We start from the raw sequence: 22,543 nt of genomic DNA, 5'->3' as shown, positions 1-22,543 counted from the left end.
TCCATTAGGAGGGTTTTGTGATGCCAATACTCATCGCACTGTCGGCGCTATGCGCCATCGGATTATTGATATGGTATATCGTGATTTTGTTAAAGGGGGACGCGCAATGATGGCACTTGTCATACGCTATGGCGTCTATGTGCTTCTGGTCGGCGCGCTCGCCTATCCGCTCGGCCTTTACATGTACAACGTCATGTTTGAAAAAAAGAACGCCCTGACCGGACTGGTCGGTCCGCTGGAAAAGGCGACCTACAAAGTGCTGGGAATCGACCCCGACAAACCAATGAACGGTAAGCGGTATTTAAGCTCGCTGCTGCTGTTTTCATTGATCGGCTTCCTCGTTTTGTTTTTGATGCTCGTCACGCAAGCAAGCCTTGTCCACGACAAAGGCTTTGTCGGCATGGACATCGCGCAGGCGTTCAACACAGCCGCCTCGTTTGTCACCAACACGAACTGGCAGTCGTACACGCCCGAAACGCAAATGACACCCGTCGTGCAGGCGCTCGGTCTGAGCGTGCAAAACTTTCTGGCGCCAGCCGCCGGCATGGCCGTGCTCTTCGCGCTCGTGCGCGGACTCATCCAAACGAAAACCGGCACGATTGGCAACTTCTGGAAAGACATGACCCGGATTCTGCTTTACATTTTGATCCCGGTCAACCTCGTGCTCTCGCTGCTGCTCGTTTCGCAAGGCGTCGTCCAGACGATGAACGGCACGCAAACCGCCAAACTGCTGGAGCCAGTCGCCGTCAACGCCAAAGGGGAGTGGATTGAAAACGCCATCATCGACGAGGAACACGACGTCGTGATCGTCGACGGAACGATCGTTCCCGACGCGAAAATCATCACCGAGCAGGCGCTGCCATCGGGGCTTGCCGCCAGCCAAATCGCCATTAAACAAAGCGGGACGAATGGCGGGGGCTACTTTTTGACCAACGCCGCCCATCCATACGAGAACCCGACGCCGTTCACGAACGTGCTCGAGGTCGTTTCGATCCTGCTCATTCCCGCCGCGCTGTGCTTCACCTTTGGCAAGGCGCTCAAAGACATGAAGCAGGGCCGGGCCATTTTCTGGGCCATGCTCATTTGCCTGCTGCTTTCCACGCTTGTCATCGCGCTGGGCGAGCACGCCGGCCTTGGCCTCGATCCCGCCATGGCGCTGGAAGGAAAGGAAACCCGCTTCGGCATTGTCGGTTCGAGCATCTGGTCGAGCTTTACGACCGCCGCGTCCAGCGGATCGGTCAACGCGATGCTCGACAGCACGTCGCCTGTGGCGCAGCTGGCCATGCTGCTTGTCATGCAGCTAGGCGAAGTCATCTTCGGCGGCGCGGGCTGCGGCTTGTACGGCATGCTCGCCTTCGTCATTTTGACCGTCTTTATTGCCGGCCTCATGGTCGGCCGCACGCCCGAGTTCGCCGGCAAGAAAATCGAGCCGTATGAAATGAAGTGGGCCGTCGTCATGGTGCTTGCCGCGCCATTCGCGATCTTGCTCGGAAGCACGATCGCCTGTCTGGACCCGGCCACGATGGATAGCGTGTCCGCTTCCGGGCCGCACGCGTTCACGCAAATCCTGTACGCCTTCACATCGGCGGGCGCCAACAACGGCAGCGCCTTGAGCGGATTTGTCAGCCACACCGTCTTGCTCGACACGCTACTGGGCGCGATGATGCTGTTCGCGCGCTTCGTGCCCATGGCAGCCGCCATCTTCATGGCCCAGCACTTGAGTCGCAAGCAAATGGTCGCCAGCACGTCGGGAACGCTTTGCACAAGCAACGCCTTGTTTGTCTTTTTGCTGATCCTGATCGTCGTCGTGATCGGGGCGCTCAGCTTCTTCCCGGCGCTCGCGCTCGGACCAATCGCCGAGTGGACGCAAATGATCCATTGATGAGGTATTCGATATGAACAATCAACAAAAACAATCGTTCGCCGACGGCGCCATGATCAAGGCGGCGCTCATCGACAGCGTAAAAAAAATGGGACCAAAAACCCAGGTCGAAAATCCAGTCATGTTTCTCGTGTACTTGAGCGCGTGGCTGACGACCGTCTTCTTCTTTTTCGCGCTCGCCGGCATCCAGGACGCCCCGACCGCGTACATCTTCACCATCGCCATCATCTTGTGGCTGACGGTGCTGTTCGCCAACTTCGCGCAAGCCATCGCCGAAGGCCGCGGCAAAGCCCAGGCCGACGCCCTGCGCTCCTCCAAAAAGGAAGTGGAGGCCCGCCGCGTGGCTTCGCTCGACGATTTGGAAACCGTCGAAACCGTCTGCTCGCCCGACTTGCACAAAGGCGATCTCGTCCTTGTCAAAGCGGGGGAGACGATTCCGGCCGACGGCGACGTCGTGCTTGGGGCGGCCAGCGTGGACGAAAGCGCCATCACTGGCGAATCCGCGCCCGTCATTCGTGAAGCCGGCGGGGACCGCAGCGCCGTGACCGGGGGCACGAGCGTGCTCTCGGACTGGATCGTACTGCAAGTCGTCAACGAAGCCGGCAACAGCTTTCTCGATCAAATGATTTCGATGGTGGAAGGCGCCAACCGCAAAAAGACGCCCAACGAAATCGCCTTGCAAATCTTTTTGATCGCGCTGTCCATGATCTTTATTTTAGTGACGATCGCCTTGTACGCGTTTTCGGCGTTTTCCGCGACGATGGAAGGCGCCACCAACCCGGTATCCATCACGACGTGCGTCGCCTTGCTCGTGTGCCTGGCGCCCACGACGATTGGGGCACTGCTTTCCGCCATCGGCATCGCCGGCATGTCGCGCCTGAACCAGGCCAATGTGCTCGCCATGAGCGGACGCGCCATCGAGGCGGCCGGCGACGTCGACATTCTCATGCTTGACAAAACCGGAACGATCACGCTGGGCAACCGGCAGGCCAGCGAATTCATTCCCGTCGACCACACCGACGAGATGGAGCTCGCCCAGGCCGCCCAGCTTTCCTCGCTGGCGGACGAAACGCCGGAAGGGCGTAGCATCGTCATTCTCGCCAAGGAAAAGTACGGACTGCGCGAGCAGGAAATCAAGGACATGACGTTCGTGCCGTTCACGGCCGCGACCCGGATGAGCGGCGTCGACTTCCAGGATGTGCAAATCCGCAAAGGCGCCGCCGACACGATGATGAAATTCGTCGAAAAGGCGGGCGGTCACGTGTCGTTCGAAACACGCGAAGTCGTCAACGCCATCGCCACCAAAGGCGGCACACCGCTTGTGGTCGTCAAAAACAACAAGATCCTCGGCGTCGTCTATTTAAAAGACATCATCAAGGAAGGCGTCAAAGAGAAATTCAGCGATTTGCGCAAAATGGGCATCAAGACGATCATGATTACCGGCGACAACCCGATGACCGCCGCCGCCATCGCCGCGGAAGCGGGCGTCGACGACTTTCTCGCCGAGGCGACCCCGGAAGGCAAGCTGGATATGATTCGCAAGTTCCAGCAGGAAGGCCACCTCGTCGCGATGACGGGCGATGGCACCAACGACGCGCCCGCCCTGGCGCAAGCCGACGTGGCCGTGGCGATGAACACCGGCACGCAGGCTGCCAAGGAAGCCGGCAACATGGTCGACCTCGACTCCTCGCCGACCAAGCTAATCGAAATCGTGCAAATCGGCAAGCAGCTGCTTATGACACGCGGCAGTTTGACGACGTTTTCCATCGCCAACGACATCGCGAAATATTTCGCCATCATTCCGGCGCTATTTGTCGGCTTGTATCCGCAGCTTGACGTGCTCAACATCATGCGACTGGCCAGTCCGCAAAGCGCGATCCTGTCCGCGGTCATTTACAATGCCTTGATCATCGTGGCGCTCATCCCGCTGGCGCTGCGTGGCGTCCAATACAAAGAGCTGCCGGCCGGCAAGCTGCTGTCGCGCAACTTGCTCGTCTACGGACTGGGCGGACTCGTCGCGCCGTTTGTGTGCGTCAAGCTCATTGATCTGCTGATCAACTGCATATAAGGAGGTTCAATCATGCTTTCAACCCTTTGGAAACCTTGCGTCCGCTTCTTCCTGTTGTTCACGCTCGTCTGCGGCGTGCTGTACACGGGAAGCGTCACGATTTTGGCGCAGCTTTTCTTTCCGGCCCAGGCCAACGGCAGCCTCGTTGAAAAAGATGGCGTCGTGGTTGGATCGACCGCGATCGGCCAGCCGTTCAAGGACGACGACCACTTGTGGGGACGCCCGGCATCCATTGACGTCACAAGCTTCCAGGACGAGTTCGGCCAGCCGCTCGTCTATGGGGCGCCAGCCAACCATGTGCGCTCCGATTCAGCCTACCAGCAGGACCTTTCCAACAAACGGGAAGATCTGGCCGTCAAACTCGGTGTCGATCCAAAAGACGTGCCCGCGGACTTGCTGGCAAGCTCCGCCAGCGGGCTCGATCCCGACATTTCGCCAAAGGCCGCCAAGGCGCAGGTCAAACGGATCGCCCAAGCCAAAGGCATCAGCGAGAAGGAAGTCCAAAACGTCATCGACGCCTGCACGAGCAAGGCGTGGCTTGGCTTGTTTGGCGAGGATCGCGTCAATGTGCTCGAGGTCAATTTGAAGCTCGACGAAATCGGACATTAAGTTTTAAATAAACGGAAAAAACAAGGAAACAAGACGATAAAATCGTACGGCCAGCCATGGATTTGGCTGGCTTTTTTTGAGGGATGATTTGAATTGAGTTTCCCGCAGTCAATCGTGTAAGATGAACGCTAAAGGAGGGAATCCACTTGAGAAAAGGGCATTTAAAAATCTTTTTCGGCTACGCGGCCGGCGTGGGCAAGACATACAGCATGCTCGTCGCCGCCAGGGAAGCCAAGGCGCTTGGCCGCGACGTCGTCATTGGCTACGTCGAACCGCACGATCGGGCGCAGACGCTCGCGCTCATGGAAGGACTGGAAGCGCTGCCCAAACGACAATACCAGGAAAACGGCGTGGCCGTCGAGGAGTTCGATTTGGATGGGGCGCTGGCGCGCGATCCCGACTTGATTCTTGTCGACGAAATGGCGCACACCAACGCCTCTTCAAGCCGCCACCACAAACGGTACAAAGACATCGAGGAGCTGCTCAACGCCGGCATCGACGTGTACACGACCGTCAACGTGCAGCATCTGGAAAGCCTGAACGACACGATCGCCGCCATCACGACCGTGCGCGTACGCGAGCGCATCCTCGATTCGAGCTTTGACGAAGCCGACCAGGTGGAACTGGTCGATATCGAACCGGAAGAGCTGCTCGAGCGGATGAAGGCGGGAAAAATCTACGCCCCCGCCCAGGCGATGCAGGCGATGGACAACTTTTTCACGCTCGACCACTTGCGGGCGCTGCGGGAAATCGCCTTGCGGCGCTGCGCCGAACGGGTGAGCCGGCTCCAGGGGGCGTCGGCCCCCAAAGGCGACGAGCACATTTTGGTTTGCCTGTCCTCGTCGCCAAGCAACGAGCGCATCATCCGCACCGCCGCCCGGATGGCTGCCGCCTTCAAAGCGCGGTTTTCGGCCGTGTATGTACAGCGCGACGACGAGGAGTGGCGCGGGCAGGAAAACGAGAAGCGGCTCGAAAACCATAAACGGCTCGCCCAGCAGCTGGGCGCGCGCATCGAAACGCTGTATGGCGAGGATATCGCGGAGCAAATCGCCACGTTTTCGCGCTTGTCGCATGTGACCAAAATCGTCCTGGGGCGCAGCGCCGTTTCAAAGCCGCGCTTTTTTCCATCGCCGACACTGACGGAGCGGCTGATTGGCCAGGCGCCCGACCTGGACGTGTACATCATTCCCGACAAGGCGGGCTACAAGGCGCAAAAGAAAAAGCTCTTTCGCGTCATGAAGCCGACGCGCGCGCTGCTGAAAAGCGTGCTCATTCTCGCCTTTGTGACGATAGCCGGCCTGGCGCTCGAGATGAGCGGCTTTCCGAAAACCGCGATCCTCACGACGTACGTGCTCGGGGTGTTGTTCGCCTCCACGTTGTCGGCCAGCGCCTTCAACGGTCTGGTGACTTCGCTGGTGGCCGTGCTTTTGTTCAATTTCGCGTTCACGCCGCCCCGCTATTCGTTCCACGCCTTGCACGCCGGGGACTTTTTGACGCTCGCGCTTATGTTTGCCGCGGCGCTGCTGACAAGCCGCATGGCGCAAAAGATTCGCTCAAGCGCCGAAAGCGCGGCCCGCTCGGCGTTTAAGACGAAAGTTTTGCTCGAAACGAACCAGTTGCTTCAAAGCGTCGAGGAAGAGGACGTGGTGTTCGAGATTGGCGCGGCCCAGCTGCGCCAGCTGCTGGACTGTCCAATCGTCACATACGCTTACGCCAAGCGCCGCATCGGCCATGGCCGGGTGTATGGGGAGGGCAAGGAACTGCTGCTGACGCCCAACGAGCGGGCGGTTGCCTATTGGTGCGCCACCAACAACAAGCACGCCGGCGCGAGCACCGACACGCTGTCCAGCGCCAAGTGTTTGTATTTGGCGGTCCGTCTGAACGAAAAGGTGTACGGAGTGGTCGGGATCGCGATGGACGAAGGCGCCCGGCTCGACCCGCTGGAGCAAAGCATCGTCTTGTCGGTGCTTGGCGAATGCGCCCTCGCGCTGGAAGGCATTCAAAGCCGGGCCGAAAAGGAACAGGCGCGGATGCTGGCGAAAAACGAGCAGACGCGCGCCAACCTGCTGCGGGCCATTTCGCACGACTTGCGCACGCCGCTGACGTCGATTTCGGGCAACGCGTCGAATTTGCTGGATAACGAGGCCGGGATGGACGAAATTACCCGAAGGCAGACGATCGAGGACATTTACGAGGAGTCGAACTGGCTCATCGGTTTGGTGGAAAACCTGCTCGCCATCACCCGGATCGAGGAAGGCAAGGTGGCGCTGCATCCGACGCTGGAGCTGTTCGAGGAGCTGGTGGAGGAGGCGCTGGGCCACATCCGCCACAACGAGGATCACGAAATCGCGACGGACGGCGACCCGTTTTTGTTTGTCGAAGCCGATTCCAGACTCGTGATGCAAGTGCTCGTGAATCTGGTGGACAACGCCATCAAATACACGCCGTCCGGATCGAGAATCGAGATCGCGTGGCGCAAGGAGGGCGAACGGGTGCGCGTCGAGGTGAAAGACGAGGGCGAGGGCATTCCGGACGCCGTCAAGGCGCGGGTGTTCGAACGGTTTTACTGCGGCGACCACGAAATCGTCGACAGCCGGCGCTCGCTTGGCCTCGGGCTTTCGCTTTGCGAGTCGATCGTGCACGCCCATGGCGGGACGATCGAGGTAAAGGACAATGTGCCCAAAGGCAGCGTGTTCACGTTTACGCTGCCGTATCGAAAGGTGGATTTACATGAATAAAAACACAGTGCTGATCGTGGAGGACGACGCCAGGATCCGCCACTTGATGGCGACGACGCTCAAACTGCACGAATACAAATACGACATGGCGAAAAACGGCAAGGATGCGCTCATGCAGACGTTGTCCAACCGGCCGGATATCGTCTTGCTCGACTTGGGACTGCCGGATATGGACGGGCTGGAAGTCATCGAGACGATTCGCTCGTGGTCGCAAGTGCCGATTATCGTCATTAGCGCGCGCAACGAGGACCAGGACAAAATCGAGGCGCTCGACCAGGGGGCCGACGACTACTTGACCAAACCGTTCTCGGTGGACGAGCTGCTGGCCCGTTTGCGGGTGACGCAGCGGCGGCTGGCGCAAATGGAAACCGGGCCGCGGATGGAGGATGCCTGTTTGAAAAACGGCGGGCTGGAAGTCGACTTGGCGCGCGGCGTGGCGAGCGTCAATGGCGAGCCGCTGCATTTGACGCCAATCGAGTATAAGATCTTGACGCTTTTGCTGCAAAATCTGGACAAGGTGCTGACGCATACGCAAATCACGAACCGCATCTGGGGCCACAGCCAGGAAAACGATGTCGCCAGCTTGCGGGTGTATGTCGCGGGACTGCGCAAAAAGATCGAGAAAATCGACAAGAAGGCTTCGTGCATCCAAACGCACATCGGTGTGGGATACCGGATGCTGAAGGCCGCCTCCATGTCGTAACGAAGGACTTTTTCAGGGGTCCTTTTTTTATTAAGCGAAGATGAATTAATTGTGAAAAATTTAACTTGCAAAAAAATAAGAGAAATAATAAACTGGAACCAGAAGGAAGTGAAAACGTGTATCAATGGATCAATGGAAATTCCTATACGTGCCAAGTCACGTTTTATCCGACCAATATCACGCTCAACGCCGCGGCTTGTACGTTTTTTCAGGATATCCGCTGGGTGCGCATCGGCCTGGATCTGGAACGAAAGCGGGTGGCGATCGAGCCGGTTCCGAAGGCGACGATCGAGCTTGGCGTCATTCCAAGGGAACAGCTGCAAAAGCTTTCGCTAGGGAAAGGGTATGGACGCATCAGCAACAAGGCGATCATGCACGAGATCTACACGTCGATGCATGTGCCGGTGGACGGCTGCAAATACGCGGCCGCCTTCAACCAAAACGAGAATTTGCTGGAAATCGAGTGTGGAGACGGAATGGGAAAAGAGGGATGAAAAGATGGTTTTGATTTGGATCGCGGCCGCGCTGGCGGCTGTGCTGATTGAACTTTTGACGCCAACCGCGCTGGTGAGCGTGTGGTTTGCGCTGGGCGCGGTGGTGGCGGCGCTGCTGGCCATCCTGCGTTTGTCGGTGGCTGTGCAAGTCGTGGCGTTCGTGCTGGTTTCGCTTTTGGCGATGCTCATCGTCCGTCCAATCGCGTCGCGTTACTTGCGCGGCAACGTCGTGCCGACCAACGCCGATCGCATGATTCACCAGATCGGCACGGTGACAAGGGAAATCAGGGAGGACCAGTGGGGCGAAGTGTACGTGCTCTCTTCGTACTGGTCGGCGGTGTCGTTTCAGCACGAGACGATTGAAAAGGGCACGAAGGTGAAAGTATTGAACATCGAAGGCGCCAAGCTCATCGTGGAGGCGCTCGGGAAAGGAAATGAATAATGATGACTATTGTAAAAATCGTTTTGATCGTTTTGGCGATCGTGCTCATCGTGGCCATTCTCATGAGCATGATCAGCATCGTTTCGCAAGCCAACGCCTACGTCATTGAGCGGCTGGGCGCCTACTATGCCACGTGGCACACGGGCATCCACTTCAAGATCCCGTTCATCGACCGGGTCGCCAACAAGGTGACGCTCAAGGAAGTCGTGAAGGATTTCGCGCCGCAGCCAGTCATTACGAAAGACAACGTCACGATGATGATCGACACGGTCGTCTACTTCCAGATCACGGATCCGAAGCTGTACACGTATGGCGTCGTGGGGCCGATCACGGCCATTGAGAATTTGACGGCCACGACGTTGCGAAACATCATCGGCGACCTCGAGCTGGACGAAACGCTGACGTCGCGCGACATCATCAACACGAAGATGCGCAGCATTTTGGATGAGGCGACCGATCCGTGGGGCATCAAAGTCGGACGCGTCGAAGTGAAAAACATCATTCCGCCAAAGGATATTCAGGAAGCGATGGAAAAGCAGATGCGCGCCGAGCGGGAACGCCGCGAGTCGATTTTAAAGGCGGAAGGCGAAAAACGCAGCGCGATTTTGACCGCGGAAGGAAAGAAAGAGGCAACGATCCTGAACGCGACCGCCAAAAAGGAAGCGATGATCGCCGAGGCGGAAGGAAAGGCGAAGGCGATGGAGGCCATTTACGAGGCGCAGGCGCGTGGAATCCAGATGATCAAGGACGCCAATCCGACCAAGGAGTATTTGACGCTGCAAGGCTTGAAAACGTACAGCGATCTGGCCAACGGAACCGCGACCAAGATCGTGGTGCCAAGCGAGCTGCAAAACCTGGCGACGATTTTGACGGCGTCCAAGGAATTTGTCGAGTCGAAAGAAAACTAAGGGCAAAAGGAAAGGATTTGGATGTACGATATGGCGATCGTTCTTGGCTTCATCGTGGCGGCCGCTTTCGCGGCGAACGCATTGCTGCATCGAAAAAAGCCATGAAACGCGAGGCGCTCTGTGAAAAACGGGGCGCCTTTTTTGTATTTATGATTCCTTTTTCTTTTCTGTATGTAGTGATGATGATAAAATGTGAAAGGAAACAGGAGGCTTTTTTTATGTGGAGCAATACATATATCAAATATATCGGCGCGAATGACCACGATTTGGATCTGTTTGAAAGCCAGTATCCGATTTCGCATGGCGTGTCGTACAACTCGTATGTGATCGTCGATGAGAAAATTGTCGTGATGGACACGATCGACATTCGCAAAAGCGAGGAGTGGCTGAACAACCTGGCCGAAAAAATCGGCGACCGTCCGGTGGACTATTTGGTGATCTCGCATTTGGAGCCGGATCACGCGGCCAATATTTTAGAGCTGTGCAAGCGGTATCCGAACATGCGGCTCATTGGAAACGCGCAGACGTTCAACATGCTGCCAAACTATTTTGACATTGAAGGGCTGAATGAGAAAAAAGTCGTCGTGAAGGAAGGCGACCAGATTTCGATCGGAAAAAACACGCTGCAGTTTTTCATGGCGCCCATGGTGCACTGGCCGGAAGTCATGGTGACGTACGTGCCGGAGGAAAAAGTGCTGTTCTCGGCGGACGCGTTTGGTAAATTCGGAACGCTGGACTACGAGGATGGCTGGGTGGACGAAGCCCGCCGCTACTATTTGAATATCGTCGGCAAATACGGCATGCAGGTGCAGGCGCTGCTGAAAAAGCTGAGCGGCTTGGATGTGCAGATCATCTGCCCGCTGCACGGCCCGATCCTGACGGAAAACCTGGGGTACTACATCAACTTGTACAACACGTGGAGCTCGTACGCGCCGGAGGAAGAAGGCGTGTTTATCGCGTACTCCTCGATTTACGGCCACACGGCGCACGCGGCCGGGCTGCTCAAGGACATGATCGAGGGCCTTGGCAAGAAGGCGAAAGTGGCGGATCTGTCCCGCGTTCCCGTATCGCAGGCGATCGCGGACGCGTTCAAATACAGCTCGCTCGTGCTCGCTTCCGCAAGCTACGACGGCGGCGTGTTCCCGAGCATGGAGCTGTTTTTGATCGAACTGGTGCATAAAAACTTCCAAAACCGCAAGGTCGCGATCATGCAAAACGGATCGTGGGGACCGTCGGCGGCGCGCGTCATCCAAGGGTATGTGGACAAAATGAAAAATATGACCCTCGTGGAGCCGATTGTCACTTTGAAAGCGCGTGAAACCGAGCGAAATCTGGAAGAAATGGCGCAAATCGCGGAAGAATTGTAAAAAAAACGATGAATTTCTGCCACAATCCAAACGGGGGAATGTGGTAAAAAACCGGAATTATTTAAGTTTCGCTTAAGCGATAAATAAAATAAATCTTTTCATTTCCTACGAAAAAGGTATAATTTGAGTAGGAGGACAGTATATGGTAATTCTTTATACTTCTCCTGGGTGCGCTAGTTGTCGGAAGGCAAAACAGTGGCTCAAAGATAATCATATAGATTTTGTCGAAAAAAATATTTTTTCAAGTGTGTTAAAAGAAAGTGAGATTAAGTACTTGTTGTCAAGGTGCGAAAATGGTACAGAAGATATCATTTCCGTCCGTTCAAAAGTGTTTCATTCTTTAGAGAAAGGGATTGATGACTTCTCGACAAAGGAATTGATTGTTTTGATACAGAAGAATCCGTCGATTTTGAAGCGGCCGATTCTCTTATCAGAGAATAGTATGGTAATTGGTTATGACGATGATGAAATTACAACATTCACACCGAATGCTATACGCAGTCAGACAACTCACGTCCGCACACCAGGAATGAAAGAAGACGAAACTAGTATCGGTTTGACCCTGAACGACGAACCGGGTACGATTCATCTTAGTTCAATTTAAAATCTCTCGACTTCCCCAGTTGGGAGATTTTTCTATTTTTGTCCCGGCCGGCGCTTTGGAGGATGTGGTATAATAAAACTCCGCTTTCATCCGGATGGATGCGCGGACTAGCAAAGGAACCCGCATTATGAAACAAACCTCGAAACAACATCTCCGGTTCGCTTTGGAAATGCTCGTCTTTACGATTTTTCCAATTATGGAAACCGCCAAAACGCCCATTGTGCTCGGGCAGATTTACGTCTTGTTCTTTTTGTGCGTGGAAGTCATTGGCTGGATGTATGTCAAATCGCTGCGCGAAAACGCGCAGAACGCCAAGCTGCTCATTTTACTCGGCTTTGGAGCGCTGACCATCGGCTATGGCGCGATCGTTCGCTCGCTGCTGATTTTGATTGGCTCGCTCATTTACATGCTCGTGCTGACGCTGTGCAAAAAATGGATTTAAAAAAGGTGTCGATCGAAACGATTTTCGATTGGACACCTTTTTCTTATGGGCGAAAGCTCTGGTTGTTCGCCGCGTTGCGCTGGTCGAGCCGCGCCTGCTCGCCGCTTTCGTCCAGCTGATCACGTCCGGAGCGAGGAGCGCGTCGCTCCAGCCAGACGGACAAAGCGAACAAGGCAATCGCCCCGATGATCAAGATCCACATACGATCCTCCTCCTTTTTCTATATTATATACAAAAAAAGCCTGCCGTAACAGACTTTTTCGAATCGGATTGTTTATTCGTCGTAGCTTTTGGAATGCTTGATCAAGCCAAACGCCTTCGAGCATTCCATCACGACAAATGGAACGAACGCCAAACCAAGGGCGATGAAGAAATCGCCCCAAGGCAAAATCTCCAAATTGAACGGGATGTTGAGCGGCGTGAAGATGACAAGCGCCACCAGCGCGAACGATACGAGCGCCGCCATGTTCAGCTTCTTGTTTGTAAAGAAGCCGGTTTTGAACAACGAGTGCTCGCTGCGCATGTTGAACGCCTGAATGACCTGGGAAAGCGCCAGCGTGATGAACGCCATCGTTTCCGCGCCCCGCTCGGTGTGGGTCAGCTGCTGGCCGAGATAAAACGACAGCAACGCCAGACCGCCAAACATGACGCCTTGCAGGATGATACGGGCGCCAAAGCCATTGGCGAAGATGCCTTCGTTTTTCGCTTTCGGCTTGTGGTTCATGACGTCCTTTTCCACCGGCTCCATGCCCAGCGCGATAGCCGGCAGGGAATCGGTCACGAGGTTGATCCACAGCAGCTGCATCGACACAAACGGCGATTTGTGCCACAACAGCATCGAAACAAACACGACAAGCACCTCGCCGATGTTCGTTCCCAGCAAATAGCCGATGACTTTTTTCAAGTTCGAGAAAATACCGCGTCCTTCCCGGACCGCGAAGACGATCGTCGCGAAATTGTCGTCGGTCAAAATCATGTCCGCCGCCCCTTTGGCGACTTCCGTGCCGGTGATGCCCATCGCGCAGCCAATGTCGGCCGCTTTCAAAGCCGGCGCGTCGTTGACGCCGTCTCCCGTCATGGCGACAACCTGGTTTTTGCGCTGCCAGCCTTTGACGATCCGGATCTTGTTTTCCGGAGAAACGCGGGCGTACACGGAAATGTTTTCAATGTCGTGATCAAGCTCGTCGTCGCTCATCGCGTCAAGTTCGACACCCGTGATGGCTTTGTCGCCATCGCGCAAAATTCCAAGCTCCTTCGCGATCGCGCTGGCGGTGATGACGTGGTCGCCCGTAATCATGACCGGACGGATGCCCGCCTTGCGGCACACTTTGACCGCTTCTTTCGCTTCCGGCCGGGCGGGGTCGATCATCGCGACAAGACCTTCCAGGTTCAAGTCGTTTTCAAGCTGCTCGCTCGTCGGGTTTTTTGGCACCTCGTCAATCGGTTTGGAGGCAATCGCTAAGACGCGCAAGGCGTTTTTGGACATCGCCTCGTTGAGCTCTTTCGCTTTTTTCACGTCGCCGCTTTTCAGGCGTGGAATCATGGAGTCGAGCGCCCCCTTCGTGATCACGACGAGCTGGCCGTCCATTTTGTTGATGGTGGACATGAGCTTGCGGTCCGAGTCGAACGGCAGCTCCGCCAGCCGCGGATACATTTGATTGAGCGCTTCTTTCGTCATGCCGTTTTTCATGGCGGCCGACACGATCGACGTCTCGGTTGGATCGCCGACCGATTTCTCCTGGCCGTCCTCGATCAAGATCGAGCCATCCGAGCACAAGGTGCCCAGTTGAAGCAGGCGCTTGATTTCCTTTGGATCGTCGGTCGTGATGTCGACGACATCCTCGTCGCCGTCGGCCCACGCCTTGACGAGCGTCATTTTGTTTTGGGTGAGCGTGCCTGTCTTATCCGAGCAAATGATCGAGGCCGAACCGAGCGTTTCGACCGCCGGCAGGTTGCGGATGATCGCGTTTTGTTTGGCAAGCTTCGTCACGCCGATCGACAGCACGATCGTGACAATGGCCGGCAAGCCTTCCGGAATCGCGGCGACCGCCAGGGAAACGGACGTCAGGAACAATTCCATTGGCGGCAAGCCGTTGAGCAGGCCGACCACAAAGATGATCGCGCAGCAGCCGATCGCCAAAAAGCCAAGGTACTTTCCAAGCTGGGCGAGCTTGAGCTGAAGCGGCGTCTGGGATTTTTCCTCGCTGTTGAGCAGACCGGCGATTTTTCCCATCTCGGTGTCCATGCCGATGGCGCATACGATGGCCTGGCCGGTTCCATACGTGATGGAGCAGCCCGAGTACACCATGTCCACGCGATCCCCGAGCGGGGCCCCGTCTTTGACGATGGCGCCGGCGTCTTTTTCCGCCGGGACGGATTCGCCCGTGAGCGCGGCTTCCTCGCTTTTCAGGCTCACGCTTTGAAACAGGCGGGCGTCGGCGGGAACGAAGTCGCCGGCCTCCAGTTTGATGATGTCGCCGGGCACAAGATCCTGGGAAGGAACGATTTCCTCTTTCCCGTTTCGGATGACGCGCGCTTGCGGCGTCGTCATTTGCTTGAGGGCGTTGAGCGCGGCCTCGGCTTTGGATTCCTGAACGACTCCCATCAAGGCGTTCAGAATCACGATGACCAAAATCAGAACGGGTTCGAAAAATCCTTCGGGATCCTTTTCAAAAATGGCGATTCCAAACGAAATGGCGGCCGCGATGAGCAGGATGATGATCATTGGATCTTTGAACTGGTCGACAAACCGGGCGAAGCTGGATTTCTGTTTCGCCTCTTTGAGTTTGTTTGGCCCATATTTTTCCTGTCGTTGTTTGACTTGCGTCGTATCCAGTCCGGTATGGATGTTCGTGTCGAGACAGCGTTCCACATCCGGAACCGATTGGTCGTAAAATTTCACGTGTTTCTCCTCCTTGTGTCCATCATATCAAACCACTTTCCCGATTTCCTTTCTAACACTTACAGGATGTTCAGCCCTTCGAGCAGGATTTTCAGCCCGATGAGAACGAGGACGATTCCGCCGAAAAGAGTCGCCTTGGAACGGTACTTGGCGCCAAACAAGCTGCCAATCTTGATGCCAATGGCCGAAAAGGCGAACGTCACGATGCCAATCAGGACGATTGCCGGCACAATCGACACGTCCATAAACGAAAACGTGATGCCGACCGCCAGCGCGTCGATGCTGGTGGCGATCGCCAAAACGAGCATCGACTTCCACGTCATCGAGCCGTCCACGCCTTCCTCCTCGCCAAACGAGTCCTTGATCATGTTGCCGCCGATCCACGCCAGCAGGATAAACGCGATCCAGTGCGTGTAGTTTTGGATGAAGCCGGCCATCAAACTGCCCAGGCCATAGCCGATCAGCGGCATCAGCGCCTGAAAGCCGCCAAACCACGCGCCGGCGATGACCATGTGCTTTCCATTGACGTTTTGAAGCGACAGCCCCTTGCAGATGGACACCGCGAAAGCGTCCATCGACAGCGACACCGCAATCAAAACGAGTTCGATCATTCCCATATTCTCCACTCCTCCTATCATAAAAAAGACTCATGAACGATTAAAAAGTTCATGAGTCTCATCTTTTCAAGCAATACCGGGCGTCAGCCAGGATGTCGACATTGCTGCATTTGAGAATGCTGATTACTCCCTCAGTCGGATAGTTTATAACACGGACCGCCGGTTTGGGCAATCGTTTTACTTTGAAAAAAGGTTAAGCCAGGCTAATCGGCGGGTGAAAAAAAGCCGCGTCCTACGGCTTTTCCTCGTTGATGATCGAAATCGAGGACTTGCGTCCTTTTTCGATTTTTTTGGACCGTTCGACTTTCGCGGCGAAGTTTTGATCGTAGTGGCGCGCGAACACGAGCGAGTAGAGCACGTTCAGCAAATACGAAATCGACGCCTCCGAAGCGTACCACGAAATTTTGGAGTAGAGCTTTTCCCGGGTGCAAATGCGCAGCGTCAAGTCCGCCAGCTTGCTGATGGTGTTGTCCCCCAGCGAGGTAATGGCAATCACCGGCACATGGCTTTCCTTGGCGAAGCGGATCCAGCGGATGAAGTTGCTTGTCTCGCCGGTGTAGGAAATGACGATCATGCACGAGGCCGGATCCAGAATCGTTCCGTTGTACAAGCCTTCGCCGCTGGGCGGCTGGACGATGACGCGCTTTTGGATGCGGCCCATTTTGTACATGAACTCCTCGGCTTGCGCGATGGTGTTGTTCATGGCCACGATGTTGACAACCGGGCAGTCGTCCACGATGGCGGCCGCCTGCTCGATCGCACCCCAGTCGATCAGGGCAAGAGTGTCGTCGATGGCTTCCTTTTCGAGCACGGCGATCCGGTTGGCGATCGTCATCGAAGAGTCGTCCTTTTCAAACGGCACGTTGGCGTTGACGTTTTGAAAATGCGATGACAAATAATCCTGCTCCTCGATGAAGGCGCGCTTCAATTCCTCCCAGCCGGTGAAATCGAGCTTGTGGGCGATGCGAATCAGCGTCGCGGACGACGTGTACGTTTCCTTGGCGATTTGGCGCACCGTTTTGTTTCGGATCTTGGGGCCGGCTTTGAGCATGTAGTCGACAACGATTCGCTGCGAATCCGAAAATTTGGAATGCTTGAGTTTTTCCTTGATTAACATAAATAAATTGTATCATGAGTCATGTTGTTTCGCCAGAACACTTGAAAATCCGTCCGGAAACGAAACACGGAACCCGTTTTTTATCCGCGCTTCTTTTTTGCGCGAAAAGGGAATAAGATGCCTTTGAAAAGGGAGATGGTGGGAATGGACAACACAATGCAAAGAAAATACAACGCGCTGCACGCGACATACTGGATGGGGACGCTGTGCGCGCTTGGCTTCGTGGCCGTGCTTTTGCAGCACAAGGGACTCACGAACACGGAAATCGGCGTCGTCACAGGCGGATCCTCCTTGACGACTATCGTTTTGTCGCCAGTCGTATCCGGCGTATGCGCCAAAGTGAAACGGTTTTCCTTACAGCAGCAGCTCATCGGCTTTTTCGCCGTCGAATCGCTGTTGTTTAGCGCCATCGTGTTTTTGCCTCTGCCCAAAGCGCTTTTGATGGGATTGTACATCGCGATGTACGCGCTGAATATCAGCACCGTACCACTCGTCTCCACGATCGCGATGAACTACATCGCGGACGGGAAACCCGTCAATTTCGGTTTGTCGCGCGGAATCGGCTCGATTTCCTACGCGTTGTGCGCCATCGTCGCCGGCCAGCTTGTCGGCTGGTTTTCCCCGGCAGCGCTGGGCTTCCTGTTTTTGGGCGCCAATATACTATGTGTCGTCGTTTTGTGGCGGATGCCGGCCACGTATTCGAAAACGGAGGCGAAAGCAGATTGCGCGGCCAGCGTCAGCCTGTTTGGCCTAGCCGGGCGGTACCGCTTGTTTTTTGGCTTGCTTCTAGGCTTCGGGCTGGCGTTCGCGGCTAGCGCCTGCGTTGGAACGTATTTGATCAACATCGTGACGTCCCTGGGCGGCGATGCCTCGATGCTGGGCGTGGCGACGTTTTTTATGGCGGCCAGCGAGCTGCCGGTCATGGCGGTGGCGCCACGGCTCATGCACCGGTTCGGGGCCAAAAGCCTGCTCGCGGCGGCGGCTTTGTTTTATATCGCCCGCAACGGTCTGGTGTGCGTGGCGCCAAGCCTGCCGGTTTTGTTTGTCGGGCTGGCGTTCCAGGGACTTTCGTACGGGTTGTTCACGCCCATCATGACATACTATGTGGCGGAAAATCTGGCGAAAGAACATCAAATCATGGGACAGACGATGATTGGCGTCATGACGTCGGGATTTGGCTCGGCGATCGGAAACACGGCGGGCGGCATGCTGCAGGACGCCTATGGCATGGAGACGATGCTGCGGTTCGTGCTCGCGTTGACGCTGGCGGGAGCGCTGATGGTCGTTTCGCTGCGGCAGGCTGGAAAAAAACAAAACGTGCCGCAGCTGGCAAAGGAGTCGAACTAGCGGCTCTTTTTTTTCGCGTTTGAGTTGTCACGACGGGCGAAAAAAGTATATAATGTGCTATACTTTCCGAGAAAAGGAGGGACTTTATGATCAGAATTGGCTTAGATGTAGGCTCAACGACATTGAAAAGCGTAGTGCTGGACGAATCGGGCGCGATTTTGTACCAGCAGTATGAACGCCATTATTCTCAAATCACGTTAAAAGTCATCGAAATGCTGTCGGGAATCCAGCGCATGTTTCCCGATCAAGCGACCATTCGATTGTGTATATCCGGCTCGGCCGGCATGGGGCTCGCGCAAGATCTGGGCATTCCGTTCGCCCAGGAGGTGTACGCGACCCGGGAAGCCGTCAACGCGCTGCTGCCGGGAACCGATGTCGTCATCGAGCTGGGCGGGGAGGACGCGAAAATCCTTTTTTTGTCCGGCGCGATGGATGTTTGCATGAATGGCAGCTGCGCGGGGGGAACCGGAGCGTTCATCGACCAGATGGCGACGCTTTTGGATATTTCGCAAGACGAAATGAACGCCCTGGCGACAAACCACAAAAAGATTTACAGCATCGCCTCGCGCTGCGGCGTGTTCGCCAAGTCCGACGTCCAGCCGCTGCTCAACCAGGGGGCGACGAAAGAGGACGTGTCGGCGTCGATTTTTACGGCGGTCGCCAACCAGACGATCGCGGGCCTGGCGCATGGCCGCCAAATCGAAGGCCGCGTCGTGTATTTAGGCGGTCCGCTCACCTTTTTTTCCGCCTTGCGCGCCACTTTCGACGACGCGTTGCGCTTAAAAGGAACGTGCCCGAAGCATTCCCTGTACTTTGTGGCATACGGAGCGGCTTTGCTTTCGCAGGACAAGACGTTTTCGTTTGACGCCTTGCTGGGCGCGCTGGCAAGCTACACGGCCAGCGACCAGTACGCCGCGTGCGCGCCGCTTTTTGAAAGCGAGGCGGAATACGAGGCGTTTGCCGCCAGACATTCGAAGCAGGACCAGCAAATCACGACATCGAGCGCAAAGCCGGTCGAGCTGGCGGTCGGCATCGACGCGGGATCGACCACGTTGAAGGCGGTCGCGATCGACACGCGCCGCCACGTCGTGTTTTCGCGCTATATGCCTAACGCCGGCAATCCGGTTCCGCTTGTGAAATCGTTTTTGGAGCAGCTGTACGCGGCGTTCCCCCAAGCGAAAATCGTTGGCAGCGCCACGACGGGATACGGGGAGGAAATCATTAAAAACGCGTTCCACGCCGATTACGGACTCGTCGAGACGATCGCCCATTACACCGCGGCCAGACAATACGATCCGGATGTCGATTTCATCATCGACATTGGCGGGCAGGACATCAAGTGTTTTCAAATTCGCAACGGGGCGATCGACAATATCTTTTTAAACGAGGCTTGCTCCTCGGGATGCGGCTCGTTTTTGCAGACGTTCGCCGGCGCGCTTGGCTATTCGATCGAGGATTTTTCCCGCCGGGGACTGTTCGCGAACCGGCCTGTCGACTTGGGCTCGCGCTGCACGGTGTTTATGAATTCCAGCGTGAAGCAAGCGCAAAAGGACGGCGCCACGATAGAGAACATCGCCGCCGGCTTGTCGATCAGCGTCGTGAAAAACGCGCTGTACAAAGTCATTCGAATGAAGGACAAAGAGGAAATCGGCCGCCACGTCATTGTGCAGGGGGGAACCTTTTTGAACGATTCCGTCTTGCGCGCCTTTGAAAAAGAAATCGGCCGCGACGTCATTCGACCGGCGCTCTCCGGTTTGATGGGCGCGTATGGCGCCGCGTTGTACGCGCTCGATCATCGTCTGGAGCGCAGCGGGCTGCTGGATGGGCCGGCGCTCCAAAATTTCCGCCACCAGGTCATGGCGACGACGTGCAAAGGGTGCACGAACCACTGCCGCTTGACGATCAACACGTTTTCGGACGGCCGGCGTTTTATTGGCGGCAACCAGTGCGACAAGCCGACGCGCGGGCAGTCCGGCGCGGCGCTGCCGTCGATGTTCGAGGTGAAAAAGAAACTGCTGGACGCGTATTCGTCGCAGCCGGGCCGCCTGGAGACGATCGGGCTGCTTATGGGACTGAACGAATATGAGCTGCTTCCGTTTTGGCACACGCTGCTGACGGAGCTGGGATTCGGGGTGGAGCTGTCGGGCAAGTCGAACAAAAAGCTGTACCATGCCGGACAAAACACGATTTCCAGCGATACCGTGTGCTATCCGGCCAAATTGATGCACGGACATTTGAAGGCGCTTTTGGATAAAGGGGTGGAACACATTTTCTATCCTTGCCTGTCGTACAACATGGACGAGCAAAAGGCGGACAACCACTACAACTGTCCGGTCGTCGCCTACTATCCTGAAGTGCTGCGCAACGCGCTGCCGGCCGGCAGCCGGGCGCGGCTGCTCCATCCGTATTTAGGCATTCACCGCCGCAAGGATTTCCCGAAGCACTTCCGGGCGTTTTTGAACGAGGCGTTCGACCATGACTTTTCGAAAAAGGAAGTGGCCGAGGCGGCGGAAAAAGCGTACGCGCGCTACGAGGCGCATTTGGAAACGATTCACAACGAGGGGGACCGGTTGTACCAGTACGCGGTCGAGCGGAATTTGCCGATCATCGTCTTGTGCGGGCGGCCGTATCATTTGGACGAGGAAGTCAATCACGGTATCGACAAATTTGTCACGCAGGAAGGCGCGGTGCTGCTTTCCGAGGATTCGCTTGGGCATATGGTGAAGAAGGTCGACACCGACGTGCTCAACCAGTGGACTTACCACGCCCGGCTGTATAGCGCGGCGGATTTTGTGAACACGTGCGGATACGATAAAATCGACCTGGTTCAGCTCGTTTCGTTTGGCTGCGGGCTGGACGCGATCACGACCGACGAGGTCCGGGCGATTTTGGAGTCGAATGGAAAGATTTACACGCAAATCAAGATCGACGAGATCACCAATCTGGGCGCGGTGAAAATCCGTCTGCGCTCGCTGTTCGCGGCGGCGAAAGAGAAACGAGGTGGAACGCATGTCTGAACGGGTGGCGGCGATTCCGTTTACGAAGGAAATGAAGGAAACGCACACGTTGCTGTTTCCAAACATGCTGACGACGCATTTTCAAATTTTGCGTAACATTTTGCGCAGCTACGGCTTTCGGATCGAGGTGCTCATGAACGAAGGGCCAGGCGTCGTGGAGCAAGGCTTGCGCTATGTCCACAACGACACGTGCTATCCGGCGCTGCTGACGATCGGCCAGATGATCGACGCGCTCAAGAGCGGCCGCTACGATGTGGACCACGTCGCGCTGCTTATGACGCAAACCGGCGGCGGGTGCCGGGCGAGCAACTACGCGTATTTGCTGCGCAAGGCGTTGCGGGACGCCGGGCTTGGCCAGGTGCCGGTCGTCACGATCAATTTGAGCAGCCTCGAAAGCAATCCGGGGTTTCGGATCACGATCCCGATGCTGCGGCGGATGCTGGCGGTGCTGGCGTACGGGGACATGCTCATGCTGCTGTCCAACCAGACGCGGCCTTACGAAGTCACCTGCGGTGAAACCGACGCACTTGTCGAGTCGTGGATCGAGCGCACGTCGCGCTGGTTTGATGGAAACGAGGGCTTTTCGCTCAAGCAGGTGACGCGCCACTATCAGGAAATGGTGGCGGAGTTTTCGGCGATCGAGCGTCACGCCGTGCCGAAGGTCAAAGTTGGAATCGTCGGCGAGATTTACGCCAAGTACTCGCCGCTGGCCAACAACGGCCTGGAGCGGTTTTTGCGCGACGAGGGGTGCGAAGTCATGGTGCCGGGCGTGATGCAGTTTTTGTTGTATGCCATCGACATGCCGATGGAGGACACGCGCCTGTATGGCGGCAGCCGGTTCAGCCAGCAGGCGACGCATGTCATTTTCAATTACTTGACGCGGTTTGAAACGGAGCTGATTCAGGCGGTCAAGCGCGATGGATCGTTTGTGGCGCCGGCCAGCTATGCGCATTTGAAGCAGATCGTGACGCCGTTTATCGGCAACGGCTGCAAGATGGGCGAGGGCTGGCTGCTGACGGCGGAGATGATCGAGCTGACCGAGGCGGGGTATGGTAACATCGTGTGCGCCCAGCCGTTTGGCTGCTTGCCAAACCATATCGTGGGCAAAGGCATGATGGGGGCGCTGCGCAAGGCGTATCCGCAAGCCAACATCGTGGCGATCGACTACGATCCGGGAGCGACGAAGGTGAATCAGGAAAACCGGATCAAGCTGATGCTTTCGATCGCGCGTGAAAATTTGCATAAAAATGGATAATTCGAAAAAAATTCGTTTTATCCCTTTTTTA

At 56.1% G+C, this 22,543-nt stretch carries 18 protein-coding genes; 14 read left to right on the top strand and 4 right to left on the bottom strand.

Annotated features, from left to right (window positions below; all coding sequences use genetic code 11):
* Positions 1-106: 106 nt before the first annotated feature.
* From E5336_RS03005 to E5336_RS02955, 11 genes are all read left to right on the top strand, one after another.
* Positions 107-1,882 carry a potassium-transporting ATPase subunit KdpA gene (locus tag E5336_RS03005; RefSeq protein WP_277820762.1) on the top strand — a complete coding sequence of 592 codons (1,776 nt, stop codon included), beginning with the start codon at positions 107-109 and terminating at the stop codon, positions 1,880-1,882.
* A gap of 13 nt (positions 1,883-1,895) precedes the next feature.
* Positions 1,896-3,950: a potassium-transporting ATPase subunit KdpB gene (gene kdpB / locus E5336_RS03000; RefSeq protein ID WP_135979607.1), complete on the top strand. Its 2,055-nt coding sequence runs from the start codon at positions 1,896-1,898 to the stop codon at positions 3,948-3,950.
* Positions 3,951-3,962: 12 nt separating this feature from the next.
* On the top strand, positions 3,963-4,559 hold the full coding sequence (gene kdpC / locus E5336_RS02995) for a K(+)-transporting ATPase subunit C (protein ID WP_135979606.1): 597 nt from the start codon (positions 3,963-3,965) through the stop codon (positions 4,557-4,559).
* A gap of 146 nt (positions 4,560-4,705) precedes the next feature.
* Complete coding sequence (locus tag E5336_RS02990) at positions 4,706-7,297, top strand: sensor histidine kinase (RefSeq protein ID WP_277820761.1); 2,592 nt, start codon at positions 4,706-4,708, stop codon at positions 7,295-7,297.
* Positions 7,290-8,000, top strand: coding sequence for a response regulator transcription factor (locus tag E5336_RS02985; RefSeq protein WP_135979605.1), 711 nt, complete (start codon positions 7,290-7,292; stop codon positions 7,998-8,000). Before E5336_RS02990 ends, E5336_RS02985 begins: the two co-directional genes overlap by 8 nt.
* A gap of 116 nt (positions 8,001-8,116) precedes the next feature.
* Positions 8,117-8,494: a hypothetical protein gene (locus E5336_RS02980; RefSeq protein ID WP_135979604.1), complete on the top strand. Its 378-nt coding sequence runs from the start codon at positions 8,117-8,119 to the stop codon at positions 8,492-8,494.
* 4 nt (positions 8,495-8,498) lie between these two features.
* On the top strand, positions 8,499-8,936 hold the full coding sequence (locus tag E5336_RS02975; RefSeq protein WP_135979603.1) for an NfeD family protein: 438 nt from the start codon (positions 8,499-8,501) through the stop codon (positions 8,934-8,936).
* Positions 8,936-9,844, top strand: coding sequence for an SPFH domain-containing protein (locus E5336_RS02970; protein ID WP_422110297.1), 909 nt, complete (start codon positions 8,936-8,938; stop codon positions 9,842-9,844). Before E5336_RS02975 ends, E5336_RS02970 begins: the two co-directional genes overlap by 1 nt.
* A gap of 218 nt (positions 9,845-10,062) precedes the next feature.
* Positions 10,063-11,211: an FprA family A-type flavoprotein gene (locus tag E5336_RS02965; RefSeq protein ID WP_135979602.1), complete on the top strand. Its 1,149-nt coding sequence runs from the start codon at positions 10,063-10,065 to the stop codon at positions 11,209-11,211.
* A gap of 142 nt (positions 11,212-11,353) precedes the next feature.
* On the top strand, positions 11,354-11,815 hold the full coding sequence (spx, locus tag E5336_RS02960; protein ID WP_135979601.1) for a transcriptional regulator Spx: 462 nt from the start codon (positions 11,354-11,356) through the stop codon (positions 11,813-11,815).
* Positions 11,816-11,942: 127 nt separating this feature from the next.
* On the top strand, positions 11,943-12,257 hold the full coding sequence (locus E5336_RS02955) for a hypothetical protein (protein ID WP_135979600.1): 315 nt from the start codon (positions 11,943-11,945) through the stop codon (positions 12,255-12,257).
* A gap of 43 nt (positions 12,258-12,300) precedes the next feature.
* On the opposite strand, the gene E5336_RS12345 is transcribed toward E5336_RS02955, so the two are convergent.
* From E5336_RS12345 to E5336_RS02940, 4 genes are all read right to left on the bottom strand, one after another.
* Positions 12,301-12,459 (bottom strand): hypothetical protein, encoded by a 159-nt coding sequence (locus tag E5336_RS12345; RefSeq protein ID WP_168353526.1) that lies wholly within the window; start codon positions 12,457-12,459, stop codon positions 12,301-12,303.
* A gap of 72 nt (positions 12,460-12,531) precedes the next feature.
* Positions 12,532-15,159 carry a cation-translocating P-type ATPase gene (locus E5336_RS02950; RefSeq protein ID WP_135979599.1) on the bottom strand — a complete coding sequence of 876 codons (2,628 nt, stop codon included), beginning with the start codon at positions 15,157-15,159 and terminating at the stop codon, positions 12,532-12,534.
* Between the two features lie 59 nt (positions 15,160-15,218).
* Complete coding sequence (locus E5336_RS02945) at positions 15,219-15,776, bottom strand: manganese efflux pump MntP (protein WP_135979598.1); 558 nt, start codon at positions 15,774-15,776, stop codon at positions 15,219-15,221.
* A gap of 232 nt (positions 15,777-16,008) precedes the next feature.
* A complete protein-coding gene (locus tag E5336_RS02940; protein WP_135979597.1) occupies positions 16,009-16,893 on the bottom strand; it encodes a MurR/RpiR family transcriptional regulator in 885 nt (294 codons plus the stop codon).
* 144 nt (positions 16,894-17,037) lie between these two features.
* Here E5336_RS02940 and E5336_RS02935 point away from each other — a divergent pair, with 144 nt between their 5' ends.
* From E5336_RS02935 to E5336_RS02925, 3 genes are all read left to right on the top strand, one after another.
* The gene (locus E5336_RS02935) at positions 17,038-18,240 is read left to right on the top strand and encodes an MFS transporter (protein ID WP_168353525.1); all 1,203 of its coding nucleotides are present in this window, start codon (positions 17,038-17,040) and stop codon (positions 18,238-18,240) included.
* An 86-nt stretch (positions 18,241-18,326) separates the two neighbouring features.
* On the top strand, positions 18,327-21,257 hold the full coding sequence (locus E5336_RS02930) for an acyl-CoA dehydratase activase-related protein (protein WP_277820760.1): 2,931 nt from the start codon (positions 18,327-18,329) through the stop codon (positions 21,255-21,257).
* Positions 21,250-22,512: a 2-hydroxyacyl-CoA dehydratase gene (locus E5336_RS02925; RefSeq protein WP_135979595.1), complete on the top strand. Its 1,263-nt coding sequence runs from the start codon at positions 21,250-21,252 to the stop codon at positions 22,510-22,512. The genes E5336_RS02930 and E5336_RS02925 overlap by 8 nt, the downstream gene beginning before the upstream one ends.
* Positions 22,513-22,543: the final 31 nt, after the last annotated feature.

Source organism: Dubosiella muris, assembly GCF_004793885.1.
In the GTDB taxonomy this organism is placed as follows: Bacteria; Bacillota_I; Bacilli_A; order Erysipelotrichales; family Erysipelotrichaceae; genus Dubosiella; species Dubosiella muris.
Note: the sequence above shows the minus strand (reverse complement) of the source record. Positions and strands in the feature narration are given on the sequence as shown.

Excerpts from the sequence above, each read along its gene's own strand:
- E5336_RS03005 (WP_277820762.1), top strand. The coding sequence starts at position 107 with ATGATGGCACTTGTCATACGCTATGGCGTCTATGTGCTTCTGGTCGGC.
- kdpB (WP_135979607.1), top strand. The coding sequence starts at position 1,896 with ATGAACAATCAACAAAAACAATCGTTCGCCGACGGCGCCATGATCAAG.
- kdpC (WP_135979606.1), top strand. The coding sequence starts at position 3,963 with ATGCTTTCAACCCTTTGGAAACCTTGCGTCCGCTTCTTCCTGTTGTTC.
- E5336_RS02985 (WP_135979605.1), top strand. The coding sequence starts at position 7,290 with ATGAATAAAAACACAGTGCTGATCGTGGAGGACGACGCCAGGATCCGC.
- E5336_RS02975 (WP_135979603.1), top strand. The coding sequence starts at position 8,499 with ATGGTTTTGATTTGGATCGCGGCCGCGCTGGCGGCTGTGCTGATTGAA.
- E5336_RS02970 (WP_422110297.1), top strand. The coding sequence starts at position 8,936 with ATGATGACTATTGTAAAAATCGTTTTGATCGTTTTGGCGATCGTGCTC.
- E5336_RS02965 (WP_135979602.1), top strand. The coding sequence starts at position 10,063 with ATGTGGAGCAATACATATATCAAATATATCGGCGCGAATGACCACGAT.
- spx (WP_135979601.1), top strand. The coding sequence starts at position 11,354 with ATGGTAATTCTTTATACTTCTCCTGGGTGCGCTAGTTGTCGGAAGGCA.
- E5336_RS02955 (WP_135979600.1), top strand. The coding sequence starts at position 11,943 with ATGAAACAAACCTCGAAACAACATCTCCGGTTCGCTTTGGAAATGCTC.
- E5336_RS12345 (WP_168353526.1), bottom strand. The coding sequence starts at position 12,459 with ATGTGGATCTTGATCATCGGGGCGATTGCCTTGTTCGCTTTGTCCGTC.
- E5336_RS02945 (WP_135979598.1), bottom strand. The coding sequence starts at position 15,776 with ATGGGAATGATCGAACTCGTTTTGATTGCGGTGTCGCTGTCGATGGAC.
- E5336_RS02940 (WP_135979597.1), bottom strand. The coding sequence starts at position 16,893 with ATGTTAATCAAGGAAAAACTCAAGCATTCCAAATTTTCGGATTCGCAG.
- E5336_RS02935 (WP_168353525.1), top strand. The coding sequence starts at position 17,038 with ATGGACAACACAATGCAAAGAAAATACAACGCGCTGCACGCGACATAC.
- E5336_RS02930 (WP_277820760.1), top strand. The coding sequence starts at position 18,327 with ATGATCAGAATTGGCTTAGATGTAGGCTCAACGACATTGAAAAGCGTA.
- E5336_RS02925 (WP_135979595.1), top strand. The coding sequence starts at position 21,250 with ATGTCTGAACGGGTGGCGGCGATTCCGTTTACGAAGGAAATGAAGGAA.